The organism is Pseudomonas sp. MDT1-85 (assembly GCF_054898065.1).
The window spans coordinates 1,622,820-1,636,408 of record NZ_CM142715.1 but is presented as its reverse complement, the minus strand read 5'-3'; the positions used below and the strand labels follow the sequence as shown (position 1 = coordinate 1,636,408).

Below are 13,589 nucleotides of genomic sequence, written 5' to 3'. Positions count from 1 at the left end.
AGCACCGAAGATGCGCGCACTGGACACCCCGACCGTCACCGTTTATCGCCAAAGCACCCAAGGCACGGAGCAACCTTTAAGGGATGCGGTGCCTTGGCCCACCGATAACCTGAGCCGCGAGGAACTGGCGCGTTATGGCAAGGAACTGATTCGCCAGACCCTGCCATTCACCGTGGAAAACCGTCGCCTGAGCTGGTGGCATTTCTACTCGACGCTGCTGGTGATCGGGCTGTTCGGCGCGGCGGCGGCCACGCCCTTGTGGTGGCCGCTGCGCTTGGCCTGCAGCGTGCTGTTGGGACTGTCCCTGGTGCGCATGTTCGTGCTGTATCACGACTATATGCATGGCGCGATCCTCAAGGGCTCGCGTTTTGCAGAACTGTTCTTCAAGACCTTCGGCCTGCTGCTGATGGCCCCGCCGACCCTGTGGAAGCAGTCCCATGACTATCACCACGGCCACAGCTGCCAGTATGTCGGGGCAGAGAAAAACCGCCTCCCGCTGCTTTCCACCCACACCGACCTGGGGACCTTTCCCCTGCTGTCCACTGAGGAATATGCCCAGGCCGGACGCCTCAAGCGCTTGCGCTATCGCATCGCCAGGCACCCGCTGATGATTCTGCTGGCATCATTCAGCATCTTTATTTTCAGCATCTGCATGGTTTCGCTGATCACCCAGCCGCGACATCGGCTCTGGTCGCTGCTGGCTCTGACGCTGAACCTGGCGAGCGCCGTCGCCCTGGCGCTACTGGCGCCGGACATCCTGCTGTACTCGGTACTGATCCCCAGCCTGGCCGGCTCGGCGCTGGGAGCCTATATGTTCTACTGCCAACACAATTTCCCCGGGGTGCGTTACCCCGAGCGCGCCGACTGGGACTACGCTGCCACCGCGGTTTTTTCCTCCAGTTATATGCGCACCGGTCCGATCATGGCCTGGTTCACCGCCAATATCGGCTACCACCATGTGCATCACGCCAACTCGGGCATCCCCTTCTACCGACTGCCGGAGGCCATGGCGGCGATCCCGGCGTTGCAGGCGCCAATCACCACTTCGCTGCATCCACGGGATGTCTACCGCTGCCTGCAGCTCAAGCTGTGGGACCCGGCGCGCCAGCGCTTGGTCTCGTTCGGCGAGTTTCACCAGCAGGCGCAACGCTGAAGGAAACAAGACCCGCAGCAAAAAAAAACCCCGACCAGCTCATCTGATCGGGGTTTTCTTTTACCCAAATTTCCGCTTAGTGCGCAACGCGGCTCGTACCACCCACAGTGGAGATCCGCACCCGCTCACCCACGCGGAACACTTCGTTTGGCTGAACTTCCTGCACGTAGGCACGCATGCTGCCATCGTCTTCACGCACGGTGATTTCTACACCTTGAGTACGGGTCAGGCCTTCTTCGGCAGCCGAACCCACCAGGCCGCCGGCGACGGCGCCGATGACCGCTGCGACGATACTGCCGCGACCGCCGCCGATGGCGCTACCGCCGACACCACCCACGACTGCACCGGCGGCGCTGCCGATCGGGGTTTTGGTGCCTTCGATTTTCACCGGACGCAGGGCTTCGATGGTCCCCATGCGAATCGTCTGCACACGACGCGCTTCGTCACGGGAGTAGGAGTCACCGGTCAGGCTCGATTGGCAGCCAGTGAGCAACATCGCCATCGTGGAAAAGGAAGCAACCAGCAGAACAGACTTGCGCATAGCATCAAACTCCAAAGGACAGGTATCCATTAAACTCCGCAGCTTGACGCCTGTCACGACATCACCCGGATAAAATTGGTTTCATTCAGGCCCGATACAGGCGCTTTTTCGAACTCACCACACAGTAGCGCCAAAAGTACAAAATCTGCGCCGCTGACCCAAGAATTTTCATGGATTACTTCATCATTGTCGTCACGACCGTCGCCGGCTTGTACTTCCATGGGTGGCTGTACGTGCGGATCAAACGCTGGATGGACCGCGATCTGGCGTTGTCGGACACGTAGGAGCCAGGCTTGCCGGCGAAGGCGTTCTTAAGTGCGCCTTCGCCGGCAAGCCTGGCTCCTACAAAAAGCGGTTCACTCACTAGGCTGTTTACGGCGCCAGGCGTTCACGAACCCAGTCGGCGCCTTGCAAGCGGTAGTTGAGGCGATCGTGCAGACGGCTCGGACGGCCCTGCCAGAATTCGATGCGCTCGGGTAGCAAGCGATAACCGCCCCAGTGCTCAGGGCAGTGAGGCTGGGTATCGCTGAAACGTTGCTCAGTATTCTTGAGCAGCGCTTCCAGTTCTCCGCGATCGGCGATCACCCGGCTCTGGGGCGAGGCCCAGGCGCCGAGACGGCTGCCCAGAGGACGAACCTGATAGTAGGCGTCGGACTCTTCAGGCATGACCTTCACCACCCGCCCTTCGATGCGCACCTGGCGCTCCAGGGCTGGCCAGAAGAACGTCATGGCGGCAAATGGATTGGCTGCCAGTTGCTGACCCTTGTCGCTTTCGTAGTTGGTGAAGAAGGTGAAGCCCTGCTCGTCCAGGCCCTTGAGCAGCAGAATACGGCAATGCGGCCGACCGTCCTGATCGACGGTGGCCAGCGTCATGGCATTCGCTTCCACCGGCACCTGCTCGGTTTTCACCGCATCGGCAAACCACTGATGGAACAGCGCGAACGGCTCGGCCGGGGCTTGCGCCTCGGTCAGGCCATCTCGGGTGTAGTCGCGACGCATATCTGCCAAGGGCCGGGTCATGGCGCATTCCTTTTGGTTAACGAATCACTTCTTTGTGTCATCGGCGACAGCGACTTTCTTGGTGTCGACAGCGGCTTTGGCCGGCGCAGTCTTTTTCACCACGGCTTTTTTGGCTGGAGCCTTGGCGGCTGCTTTCTTGGCCGGTGCCTTTTTCGTCGCCGGCACAGCCGCTTTCTTCGCAGCAGGTGCCGGGGTCACAGGCTTGGCCACTGGCTTGATATCTTGCGCAGCGATCGTTTTCACTGGTGCAGGAGCCGGCATGTTGTACTTGCTCAGCAACGCGACCATGGTGTTTGCCGGCGTCACCAACAGCTCGACGCGACGGTTCAAGGCACGACCTTCAGAACTGTCGTTGGCGGCACGCGGCGCCTCGCCACCCATGCCGCGCAGCATCAGGCGATCACGCTGCAGACCGCTGAGACGGAAGATCGCCGCCACCGCTTGGGCGCGCTCCTGGCTCAGCTTCACGTTGGCCGGTGCGGCGCCCGACGTATCACTGTGACCGAGTACCAGCACGGCAGTCTTTGGATCGACTTCGAGGATTTTCGCGACACGGGTGAACGGGCCGAGTGTTACCGGCAGCAGCATGGACGGACGGTCAGGGTTGAACGAGCCTTCTACCGGTGCCGTGACGACCAGCACGTTTTCGCGACGCTCAAGTTTCAGGTTGCTGTCCTTGATCGCTTCACGCAGGCGCGGTTCGTAGTCGTCGAGCCAGGCTTGGGTGACTTTCGGATCGGGCATCGGCACGGCTTTGGCAGTGCTCTGCTCTTTGCCGCCGAACGGCCACCACCAATTGCCACCAGCATCGGCTTCAGCCTTGGCTGCAACGGCCGGCTTGGCTTCAGGTTTAACTTCCGGTTTCACGTCCAGCTTGGCCGCTTTGTCGGCAGCGTCATCGGAACCGAACGGCCAGTACCAAGGGGATGCACTGTCAGCCTTGGCGACGGGGGCTGTTGCAGCAGGTTTCAGCGGGGCCGGGGCCGGCACTTTGGTCGCAACCTTGTCGGAAGAACCGAACGGCCACCAGCTGCCGCCGTCTGCGTCATTTTGTGGGGTTTGTGCGCAACCGGTGATGGCGAAGCACAGGGCCAGGGCGAGAGTTTTATTGGATGACATTGGATATCCACAAAATGAAGTAATGAAAAATCAGACCGGGTTAACCCGGATAAACAGCGTTTTGAAACCACAAAGGCTTTCGGGTTCCGGCCCTGGCCCCCTTAAGCGTGATTTACAGACAAGTGGCCAGTACTCGCACAAGCTTTTGCGCTCGTGGATCCATCAAGACGTACGGCCCCAAGGTATTTGTCACAAAGCCGAAGGCCACATCGTATTCCGGGTCAGCAAAACCGATGGAGCCGCCGGCGCCCGGATGACCGAACGCCCGTGGGCCGAGGCCGTAGGTGGCGTTGGGTACGTCCGGTTGATCGAGCATACAACCCAGACCGAAGCGGGTCCGGGTCAATAAAGTCTTGTCTTCGCCAACGCTGTGTTCGCGGGTCAGCTCGTCGAGCATTTCGCTTTCCAGCAGACTGCCGTCGAGCAACCCGGCGTAGAACCCGGCCAGACTGCGCGCATTGCCGTGGCCATTGGCGGCCGGCTGCTGCATGCGACGCCATTCCAGTTTGTTGGTACTGGTCATTATAGACGGTGGGTTGGTGAAGGCCCGGGTGCTCATGGTCACTTGCAGCAAGCGCTGGGCCGCGGCATCGCCAAGGTTGCCCTTGCTGCGGGCAATGTGCGCCACGCGGTGGAACTCTTTGTCGGCGAGGCCAACGTGAAAATCCAGCCCCAAAGGCTTCGCGACCCGTGCCACGATGGACTCACCCGGCCCACGACCGTCGGCGCGACGCAGTAATTCACCGACCAGCCAGCCATAGGTGATCGCCGCATAACCGTGACCTTCACCCGGCGTCCACCAGGGTGCTTCGGCGGCCAGGGCATCGACCATGGTCTGCCAGTCGTAAAGTGCTTCAGGGGCCAGCAACTCGCGCAGCGCCGGCAGGCCGGCCTGATGGCAGAGCAAGTGGCGCAGGGTCACGGATTCTTTGCCGGCGGCAGCGAACTCGGGCCAGTAGCGAGCGACCGGTGCATCCAGTTGCAGCTTGCCTTCGGCCACCAGTTGCAGAGCGGTCACGGCGGTGAAGGTCTTGGTGCAGGAAAACAGGTTGGCAATGGTGTCGCTGTGCCAGGCTTCGGTGCCATCCTTATCGCTGGTACCGCCCCAAAGGTCGAGAACGGTTTCCCCGCCAATCCGGATGCACAACGCCGCGCCACGCTCCTGAGGATCGTCGAACAGCGCCGCAAAAGCTTCGCGCACTGCTTCGAACTTAAGCTCGTAATGACCCTGAATCTGCACCCACAACTCTCCCGGATAAACGCTCTACAAAGTGGCCCGCATTGTTCCAGCCCTTGAGGGTTTTGGGAACAGGGTCGGGCCGGGCGGTCGCCCGGCCATGGAAATGATTGGATGTTTATGGTGCCTGTACCGACGCCTTCGCGGGCAAGCCTCGCTCCTACAGATTGGTTCGTGAGCGACATAAATCCTGTAGGAGCGAGCGGTGCGGCGATCCGACTTGCCCGCGAAGAACGATAACGCGATCTCAGCTGTTAATGACCATTGCCCGAATGTCCACCCGCATGGCCGGCGCCCTGCTCCGCACCTTTGTCGGCAGCGCCTTGCTTGCCGCCCTCGCCCTCATGGTTCTCGGTGGCTTTTTCTACTTCGGCTTTTTCCGCCTCGGCTTTGGCCTTCTCGGCCTCTTTGCCGAGTTGATCGACGGTCAGCAAATTGCTTTTGCGCACAGTGTCGACAAAACCCTGGAACGGCAGGTCAGTAATGCCTACCAGCCCGAAGTGCCCATTCTCACCGTCCAGCAGGCGACCGGTCACCGGTTGATCGAGGTACTGGAACCAGTGCACCCCGACAATCGACGGTTCGCTCATCGCCTGTTTAAGGAAGTTGGCGTAGGCCGGGCCGCGATCTTCTTCCTTCGCCAGTTGCGTCACGCCGCCCCAGAACGGGCCGCGATCCGCCGAGCCGAAGTTGAATTCGGTGATCAGTACCGGCTTATCCAGGCTGCGCAGCCGGGCGAAGTCATAACCGTCCTGGGGTTGCAGGGTGTACATATTGAAGCTCAACACGTCGCAGTATTGCGCGCAGGACTCGACGGCTTCAGGGGTGCTGACGGCGAAACGACCGCCCAGTAACAACTGGTTCGGCGCATGCCAATTGAGCGAGTCGGAGACGGTTTTGAAGTAGGTGTCGGCGAACACTTTTTGGAAGTATTTGAAGTCGGCTTCAATTTCCGGGTATTCGGCGCTCGGCTGCGGCGGCACGAAGCCCGGGTCTTCCATCAATTCCCAAGCCGGCAGATCAATGCCCCAGGCTTTGGAAAGGCCCGCCTGATTGCGGTACTTATCACGCAGCTGTTTGAGGAAGGCACGCTTGGCCGGCACATCGGTGGTCATTTTCAAAGTGCCGTAGGCCAGCGCGTAACGGGCCTTCGGGTCATCACCGGGACCGGCCCAAGCCAGTTCGTTATCGGCGAAGTAACCGATCAGCCACGGATCGTCGCGATGGTCACGGGCGGCGATGGCCACGGCGCGCTCGGTGGCCATGGCGAAACGCGGATCGAACGGGTCGGGCATGCCGCCCCACCAATCGGTGCCGGTGCTGATGCTGGCGTAATCGCCGACGATCGACAGCGGCAAGGTGTACGGCACTCGATCAGCGTTGCCAAACACCGGTGCACTCCAGTTGCCGAGGGTGTTGAAACCCCAGGCTTGCAGGCGATCAAGGGTATGACTGGACCAGCGTTTTTCGTCGAAAACCACTTTGCAGGGTTCGACGGCCGTTTTTTCGACCGATGCTTCAACCGCGCCGGTCTTGGCTGCTTCGGCAACACCAGCGGTGGATTCGGTAGCCGCAGGAATGACTGATTGCTCGGCGGCCTTATCACCCGTTGCCTCGACCGCATCGGCCTTGGCCGCTTCGGCGACACCAGCCTTGGTGTCGCTGCCCGGTGCGCAAGGTTTGCCATACAGACGCTGCAGGTTGGCGCCATAGAAATCGTACCAGCGCCCGGCGTTGTAGGCTCGGCCCTGATCAGCGCCATTGCCGCCACGGTTGTCGCCTTCGCCATAATAGCTGGCAAGGGGCTCGTCGGGTTTGGGCAGGGACTCGAACATCCACTCGCGACCGGCGACGTAGGTCTGGTTGACGCTTGGGTTCACGCTGTTGACGCCGAGGGAATAGAACGGATGCCCTTCCGGGGTCACCAGGTACCAGCGGCCGTCACGCTTTTCGGTGCGGAAAAAGCCGCTGGCCTTGAACGCCGGGCCTTTGGTCCAGCCGCCGAACTTGTCCAGGGACTGCTTCTCGCGCTCGGCCAGCCAGGTTTTCAGTTGTTGCTGCTCTTTGGCCGCTGCAGATTTCAATTGCTCGTCACTGCTGACCTTCTCCGGCCACTTGGCCCTGGTCGATTGGCCATAGGCATCCACCAGACCGCCATAAGCGGCCTTGGTGACAGCCTCGCCGTCCTGCACGCCGAAGCGTTCGAGCAGGATGCTTTGGGCGACTTTCGGCTGATCCATCGACAAGGTCACCGACACCACTTGGCTGCGGTCCAGCTCACCGGTACTGCTGGCCAGCAATACACGCTGCCCTTGGAAAGTGATCGGCATCGGCGGGCCGGCTTTCATGCCATGGCTCAAAGGTGTACTCGGCTGCAGTGGTACCAACAGGGTTTGCGCAGGGCCTGCCGGCAGATCGACACGGCTGACCAGGGTCTTGCCGTCATTGCTCTGGATTTTCACGTACAAGGTCACGGCCCAGTTCATCGCGCTCTGGATCCGCAAGCTCATGACACCCGACTGCGACCAGTCCCAGGCACCGGTCTGCGGCGTCAGGCGTAACGTCGGCTGGGCGACCGGATTGAAAGTCACGCGGCGCAGCACTTCGCCTTCGGCTGTTTGCTCCGCGTTCGATTGCGGCAGGCTGGCGTCCTGGGTCGCCACCTGAACTACATCAGCGGGACGCACAAAGTTGAACAGCGTCTGCTGGCCGGCAGGGGCCGCCAGCAAAGGCGCTGCGAACATCAAGGCAAAAACGGCAGGTAACGAACGGCGCAGCGAACGGCGAATCATAAGAACGTGGATCTCCCAAGCGACCATCAATGGGCCAGTGGAAAAGCGGTGGCAGTGAGGTAGACAATGCGGTGGGCTTATTTGCCCACCGGCGTGTCAGGAAATTTCACGACGGAATGGCGGCAACGCATTGAGAATAGCTTTGCCGTAGCGCTGCGTGACCAGACGGCGGTCAAGCAAGGTGATGGTGCCGCGGTCTTCTTCGGTCCGCAGCAAGCGACCGCAGGCCTGGACCAGCTTCAACGAGGCGTCCGGCACGGAGATTTCCATGAACGGATTGCCACCGCGGGCCTCGATCCATTCCGCCAGCGCCGCTTCGACCGGATCGTCGGGCACCGAGAACGGAATCTTGGCGATCACCACGTGCTCGCAGTACGCACCGGGCAAATCCACGCCTTCGGCGAAACTCGCCAGGCCGAACAGCACGCTGGAGTCCCCGCCATCAACCCGCGCCTTGTGCTTGTTCAGGGTTTCCTGCTTCGACAGGTTGCCTTGAATGAACACTTGCTTGCGCCAGTCACGATCCAGCCCGTCGAACACGTCCTGCATCTGTTTACGAGACGAGAACAGCACCAGGGTGCCACGTGAACCTTCTACCAGTTGTGGCAGATCGCGAATGATCGCCGCGGTGTGCGCCGGCGCGTCACGCGGGTCGGCTTTGAGGTCCGGCACCCGCAGCACGCCGGCGTCGGCGTGATGAAACGGGCTCGGGACCACCGCGGTGACGGCTGTTTTAGGCAGGCCGGCACGCATGCGGAAGCGGTCGAAGGTGCCGAGAGCGGTCAGGGTCGCCGAGGTCACCAGTGCCCCGTATGCCACGTTCCACAAGTTGCGCCGGAGCATGTCCGCCGCAAGGATCGGGCTGGCATTGACCTCGATATCGAACAGCGAACCGCTTTCGGCCAAGGTCAGCCATCGGGCCAAGGGCGGATTGTCTTCCGGGTCTTCGACGGTGAAAGCGGTCCACAACTCCCAGTTGCCCGAAGATCGGGACAACAGGCTACCGAACAGCGGATACCACTCTTCGGCCTGGTTGCTGGCGATGCCGATGTTGACCTCGCCGTCCATGCCTTCCTTGAGGAGTTCGGTGAGCCGGGTGAACAGGTCGGTCAGGCGGGCAAAGCCCTTCTTCAACTCGATGCCCATTTCGCGCATGTGCTCGGGAATCACCCCGCCGACAAAACGGTGACGCGGCCGCTCGCGACCTTCGACGTCTTCGCCGGGCTTGAAGTCGGCGGCTTGCTCGCAGGCGCTGAACATGAATTGCTGTTGGGTCTTGATCTCCCGGGCCAGCTCCGGCACCTGCTCGATCAACTTGCCCAGATCGCCCGGCAGCGGGTGCTGGGCCAGCAGTTTGGTGAGGTTCTTGGCGGTGGTTTCGAGCCAGTCGGCGGTGGAACGCAGACGCGTGTAGTGAGCGAAGTGACCAATAGCCTTGTCTGGCAGGTGATGGCCTTCGTCGAACACGTAGATGGTGTCCCGTGGGTCCGGCAGAACCGCGCCGCCGCCGAGGGCGAGGTCGGCCAGGACCATGTCGTGGTTGGTGACAATCACGTCGACCTTGCCCATGCCTTCGCGGGCCTTATAAAAGGCGCACTGGCCGAAGTTCGGGCAGTGACGGTTGGTGCACTGGCTGTGATCGGTAGTCAGGCGTGCCCAGTCGGCGTCTTCCAGCGCCGTCGACCAACTGTCGCGGTCGCCGTCCCACTTATTGCCGGCGAGCTTCTCGATCATGCTGGTGAATAGCTTCTGGCTGGCTTCATCGACCTCGATCTTGAAGCCTTCTTCCTCGAACAGCTGCGCGGTGGCAGTTTGCGCGTGACCTTCCTGGAGCAACATGTCGAGTTTGGACAGGCACATGTAGCGTCCGCGGCCCTTGGCCAGGGTGAAGCTGAAATTCAGCCCGCTGTTGCGCATCAGGTCGGGCAAATCCTTGTAGACGATCTGCTCTTGCAGGGCGACGGTGGCCGTGGCGATCACCAGACGCTTGCCGGCAGCCTTCGCGGCTGGGATTGCCGCCAGGCTGTAGGCCACGGTTTTGCCGGTACCGGTGCCGGCTTCCACCGCGACAATCGCGGGGTCGCCACTGCGCCGGCCTTCGTCGTCGGTGTCGATGTCACCGAGGACCTTGGCAATTTCGGCGATCATCAGGCGTTGACCGTAGCGCGGCTTGAGGCTCTTGGCTTCGAGAAAACGCGAGTAGGCGCCCTGGATCGTGGTTTTGAGTTCGGTACTGATCATGGATTGTCGGGCGCAATAAATGCTGGATAAATTTTCAGTGGTTCGGATCGGCCGCTATCATACCCCGCTAATCAATCCCGCGCAGAACGGAGTACCTCAATGACACCTTTTGGCATCGTTTATACCCTGCATGTCCTGGCCGCCCTGGTGTGGGTCGGTGGCATGTTTTTCGCCTGGATGGTCCTGCGCCCCGCGGCGATGAAGGCGCTGGAAGGCCCTGCCCGGTTGAAGCTGTGGATGGAAGTGTTTCAAGGCTTTTTCCGCTGGGTCTGGATCGCGGTGGTGCTTTTGCCGATTAGCGGTGTTGGCATGATTCATCTGCAGTACGCCGGATTTGAAGCGGCGCCGCGGTATGTGCAGGTGATGATGGGATTGTATGTAGTGATGACTGCGCTGTTTATCCGGATTCAGGCGTTGTTGCTGCCGGAACTGCGCACAGCGGTGGCGGCTCAGGATTGGCCGACGGGCGCGGCGGTGCTGGGCAGGATTCGTCGGTTGGTGGGGATTAACCTGATGGTGGGGTTGGTGCTGGTGGCTATTGCGGCGGCTCGGCCGATGTTCTAAAAGCTTCGCGGGCAAGCCTCGCTCCAGGATTCATGTCGCTCGCGAACCAACGCAAAATCTGTAGGAGCGAGGCTTGCCCGCAAAAGCTATCTATCAGACGACAAATATTTCAGGGAGGGCTTACAACCGCTGAATCGTCACCGAACCCGCTACTCCCGCAGGCCCTGGCTGACCGTCAGCGCCAGGACGACCGCTCTTGCCGCCGTCGGCTTTATAGACGACGCAGCCCTTGGCCTTGCCGCCCGCCCCTGGTTTTCCCCCGGGCCCTGCCGTACCACCCTCCCCGCCCGCAATCTCGACCTTGATCTGCTCAGCGGGGTAATCACGCGGCACTTCCAGCCGAACCAGCGCCCCAGGCGCACCTGGCTGGCCGTCACTGCCATTACTGCCATCGGCGCCGCGACCGGCCTGGCCCCAGGTACAACCCGGTGCTTGACCGTTGGCCCCATCAAGGCCGACAAAACCTGGAGCACCCGCGCCACCCCGAGCGTCTACCGACAATTGCGGCGCGTTCAACGCTTTGATCTGCAAATCCAGGTTGCGTCCGGAACGAGCGGCCTTGAGGTAAGTCCCCGGCGCGCCCCGTGCAGTGATCTGGCTGCCTTCGGCCAACTCGGCACGGCTGACCTTCAACGCCAGAGCCTGCTCGCTCGGCACAATGGCGAGCCGCGCGTCACGTCCCAGGTGAAGCTCACCGACCGTCACTTCGGTCACGTTCGAGGGAATCAGCAAGGTGCCGTAATCGGCGACTTCCAGCCGTTCCAGTTGCAAGGTACTGGCCGTGTTGGGCAAGCGCATCAGCGAGTTGGTTTCGACGCTCACCACCTGCGCACAGGCCAATGGGCTGATAAATGCAGCGAGCAGACAGAGTTTACGCATGGGAGGCCTTCGAAGCGGCCGGGGCCGGAATGGTTTGCAGGTGGAAAACGCCGAAAAAGACAATCTTCAGGCGATCACGCCAAGGATGGGCTCGACCTTTGAGGCTGCGGTTGCAGAACACCAGCTCCAGAAGATGGAGCCCTGCCAACACACTGCCTGCAAAATTGATCAGCAGGTGAAACGGATGAATAAACGGTATGAGCAAATTGACCAGCGCCACCAACCAGAACAGCAGGGTCAACAACTTCCCCAGCCCCCAAAACACCTTCATACGCTCCCCCGTTGAGAATTATTCTTTGCGCGCACAGTAACGGCTTACACACGGGATAAGCCAGAGGGCAACAAAAAATTCTTCCGGAAGGTGAACGCTTGGCCGCCGGATAACCCGAATTGTCATCCGACGGCTCTATCACAGGGCTCAGCGATTGATGTGCAACTCCACGCGACGGTTTTGCGACCGCCCTTCTTCCGTGTCGTTGTCGGCGACCGGCTGGCTTTCACCCCTGCCTTCGCTGGTGAGTTTGTCCGGCGCCAACCCCTGACTCAGCAGGTAGGCCGCCACGCTGCTGGCACGACGTTCCGACAGTTTCTGGTTATAGGCATCCGAACCCTGGCTGTCGGTATGACCGATGACTTTAATGCTCACCACATCGGTGCCCTGCAATTTGGCCATCAGCGAATCCAGCTCATTGCGTGCTTCGGGCATCAGATCGGATTGGTTGTAAGCGAACAAAACGTTGCCGTTCAGGGTGATGACTTCGGAGACCGGTGGTTCAACAGGTTTCACACTGGCCGGGTATTGCGGCAGCGGGCACCCGTGATGTTCGACAGGGGTATCGGCTGGCGTATCGGGGCAGCGATCACGTCGATCGAAGACGCCATCATCGTCCTCATCACCATCCTGGGCGTAACAGATCAGGCCACCGGTCAAGATCCCGAGCGCCGCTCCGCCCGCTGCCCAGGCACTACTTTCTATTGCGCCCAAACCACCGCCGACCAGTCCGCCAATGACGCTGCAGATCGGCCAGGTACGTTGATTGAGGGGGGCGGTGCCATCGCTGTGAGTCGCACAACCGGTCAGAAGGCTGCCAAGCAGCAGAACCGGCAAGACGGTCCTTGTGAGAACGCTCATTGTGAATGCTCCTGTGTCACCGGCCCATACCGGTCACACAGGAGTAAAGACCCGCATCCGCGACTGTACAAGCCGCAGAATGCGAGAGGCCTAGCGGTTGATTTTGATTTCCGTGCGCCGGTTCATCGAACGGCCGTCAGCGGTTTTGTTATCGGCCACCGGTTGGCTTTCACCAGCACCAGTCACAGACACGAAACTGCTGCGTGGCACGCCTTGGGAAATCAGGTATTCCACCACTGAATGGGCGCGTCTATCCGACAGTTTCTGGTTGTAGGCATCACTGCCGACACTGTCGGTATGACCGGTGACGGTCAGTTGGGCGCTGGAAGATTCCTGTTTCAGGCGCGTAGCAATGGTGTTGAGTACGTCTTTATCGGCAGGAGTGAGCTTGGCCGAGTCGAACTGGAAGTGAACATCACGGATAACGATGACTTCTTCCTTGACCACCGCCACCTCTTCGACCACCGGTGCGGGCACAGGTGGAGGGCAGCCGTTGGCATCGACCTGCACGCCTCTAGGCGTACCCGGGCACTTGTCGCGGCTGTCCAGCACGCCATCACCGTCTTCATCGCCGTCGCCATGCACCCAGCACCAGGCCGCTGCCGTGCCGCCGACCAGCAGCGCGCCATACCCCGCCCATGACGAGGCCTCAGTCGCGCCGAGCCCTGCACCGATGACACCGCCGACCGCCGCACAGGTCGGCCAGTCGGTTTTCTGCAAACCTGCGCAACCAGTCAACACACTGGTTAGCAGAACCAAGGGTAATGCTGTCCGAATTATGCTCATCTAGTTCTTCTCCTGAGGGATCGGCTTAAAACCGATTCTAGGGAGTAAAGACCCGACTTTTAATCTCCGCCAGCAATAGGCCATTGCTGTTTTGCCCCATGTTCGCGGAAGATCGGCGCTTTTTG

General features: G+C 60.8%; 12 protein-coding genes and 1 pseudogene. 3 read left to right on the top strand and 10 right to left on the bottom strand.

Features of this window, described 5'->3' with window-relative positions:
* Positions 1–10 precede the first annotated feature (10 nt).
* Entirely contained in the window at positions 11–1,153 is a 1,143-nt protein-coding gene (locus ACYZT2_RS07325; RefSeq protein WP_461971275.1) for a fatty acid desaturase family protein, read from the top strand.
* 76 nt (positions 1,154–1,229) lie between these two features.
* Here the strand turns inward: ACYZT2_RS07325 and ACYZT2_RS07320 are convergent, their stop codons facing one another.
* The gene (locus ACYZT2_RS07320; RefSeq protein WP_052966959.1) at positions 1,230–1,694 is read right to left on the bottom strand and encodes an outer membrane lipoprotein; all 465 of its coding nucleotides are present in this window, start codon (positions 1,692–1,694) and stop codon (positions 1,230–1,232) included.
* A 170-nt stretch (positions 1,695–1,864) separates the two neighbouring features.
* Between ACYZT2_RS07320 and ACYZT2_RS07315 the strand changes: the two are divergent.
* A pseudogene (locus ACYZT2_RS07315) lies at positions 1,865–1,969 on the top strand (hypothetical protein); the annotation flags it as partial.
* Between the two features lie 97 nt (positions 1,970–2,066).
* On the opposite strand, the gene pdxH reads toward ACYZT2_RS07315, so the two are convergent.
* The 5 genes from pdxH to dinG form a co-directional block, all read right to left on the bottom strand.
* Positions 2,067–2,714, bottom strand: a complete 648-nt coding sequence (gene pdxH, locus ACYZT2_RS07310; RefSeq protein WP_461971274.1) for a pyridoxamine 5'-phosphate oxidase — start codon at positions 2,712–2,714, stop codon at positions 2,067–2,069.
* Between the two features lie 24 nt (positions 2,715–2,738).
* A complete protein-coding gene (locus ACYZT2_RS07305) occupies positions 2,739–3,833 on the bottom strand; it encodes an OmpA family protein (RefSeq protein WP_461971273.1) in 1,095 nt (364 codons plus the stop codon).
* 112 nt (positions 3,834–3,945) lie between these two features.
* A complete protein-coding gene (locus tag ACYZT2_RS07300) occupies positions 3,946–5,073 on the bottom strand; it encodes a serine hydrolase domain-containing protein (RefSeq protein ID WP_461971272.1) in 1,128 nt (375 codons plus the stop codon).
* A gap of 251 nt (positions 5,074–5,324) precedes the next feature.
* A complete protein-coding gene (locus ACYZT2_RS07295) occupies positions 5,325–7,862 on the bottom strand; it encodes a beta-agarase (RefSeq protein ID WP_461971271.1) in 2,538 nt (845 codons plus the stop codon).
* A gap of 96 nt (positions 7,863–7,958) precedes the next feature.
* Positions 7,959–10,103 (bottom strand): ATP-dependent DNA helicase DinG, encoded by a 2,145-nt coding sequence (gene dinG, locus ACYZT2_RS07290; protein WP_461971270.1) that lies wholly within the window; start codon positions 10,101–10,103, stop codon positions 7,959–7,961.
* Positions 10,104–10,202: 99 nt separating this feature from the next.
* Here dinG and ACYZT2_RS07285 point away from each other — a divergent pair, with 99 nt between their 5' ends.
* Positions 10,203–10,667 (top strand): CopD family protein, encoded by a 465-nt coding sequence (locus tag ACYZT2_RS07285; RefSeq protein ID WP_461971269.1) that lies wholly within the window; start codon positions 10,203–10,205, stop codon positions 10,665–10,667.
* A gap of 120 nt (positions 10,668–10,787) precedes the next feature.
* On the opposite strand, the gene ACYZT2_RS07280 is transcribed toward ACYZT2_RS07285, so the two are convergent.
* The 4 genes from ACYZT2_RS07280 to ACYZT2_RS07265 form a co-directional block, all read right to left on the bottom strand.
* Positions 10,788–11,546, bottom strand: coding sequence for a collagen-like protein (locus tag ACYZT2_RS07280; protein ID WP_461971268.1), 759 nt, complete (start codon positions 11,544–11,546; stop codon positions 10,788–10,790).
* Positions 11,539–11,817: a DUF1145 domain-containing protein gene (locus tag ACYZT2_RS07275; protein ID WP_038979227.1), complete on the bottom strand. Its 279-nt coding sequence runs from the start codon at positions 11,815–11,817 to the stop codon at positions 11,539–11,541. Before ACYZT2_RS07275 ends, ACYZT2_RS07280 begins: the two co-directional genes overlap by 8 nt.
* Positions 11,818–11,964: 147 nt before the next feature.
* On the bottom strand, positions 11,965–12,678 hold the full coding sequence (locus ACYZT2_RS07270; RefSeq protein ID WP_461971267.1) for an OmpA family protein: 714 nt from the start codon (positions 12,676–12,678) through the stop codon (positions 11,965–11,967).
* Between the two features lie 90 nt (positions 12,679–12,768).
* Positions 12,769–13,464: an OmpA family protein gene (locus ACYZT2_RS07265; RefSeq protein ID WP_461971266.1), complete on the bottom strand. Its 696-nt coding sequence runs from the start codon at positions 13,462–13,464 to the stop codon at positions 12,769–12,771.
* Positions 13,465–13,589 lie beyond the last annotated feature (125 nt).

Bases quoted from the DNA above. Each gene is read 5' to 3' on its own strand.
- ACYZT2_RS07270 (WP_461971267.1), bottom strand. From the start codon at position 12,678: ATGAGCGTTCTCACAAGGACCGTCTTGCCGGTTCTGCTGCTTGGCAGC.
- ACYZT2_RS07265 (WP_461971266.1), bottom strand. From the start codon at position 13,464: ATGAGCATAATTCGGACAGCATTACCCTTGGTTCTGCTAACCAGTGTG.
- ACYZT2_RS07295 (WP_461971271.1), bottom strand. From the start codon at position 7,862: ATGATTCGCCGTTCGCTGCGCCGTTCGTTACCTGCCGTTTTTGCCTTG.
- ACYZT2_RS07275 (WP_038979227.1), bottom strand. From the start codon at position 11,817: ATGAAGGTGTTTTGGGGGCTGGGGAAGTTGTTGACCCTGCTGTTCTGG.
- ACYZT2_RS07325 (WP_461971275.1), top strand. From the start codon at position 11: ATGCGCGCACTGGACACCCCGACCGTCACCGTTTATCGCCAAAGCACC.
- ACYZT2_RS07305 (WP_461971273.1), bottom strand. From the start codon at position 3,833: ATGTCATCCAATAAAACTCTCGCCCTGGCCCTGTGCTTCGCCATCACC.
- dinG (WP_461971270.1), bottom strand. From the start codon at position 10,103: ATGATCAGTACCGAACTCAAAACCACGATCCAGGGCGCCTACTCGCGT.
- ACYZT2_RS07285 (WP_461971269.1), top strand. From the start codon at position 10,203: ATGACACCTTTTGGCATCGTTTATACCCTGCATGTCCTGGCCGCCCTG.
- pdxH (WP_461971274.1), bottom strand. From the start codon at position 2,714: ATGACCCGGCCCTTGGCAGATATGCGTCGCGACTACACCCGAGATGGC.
- ACYZT2_RS07280 (WP_461971268.1), bottom strand. From the start codon at position 11,546: ATGCGTAAACTCTGTCTGCTCGCTGCATTTATCAGCCCATTGGCCTGT.
- ACYZT2_RS07320 (WP_052966959.1), bottom strand. From the start codon at position 1,694: ATGCGCAAGTCTGTTCTGCTGGTTGCTTCCTTTTCCACGATGGCGATG.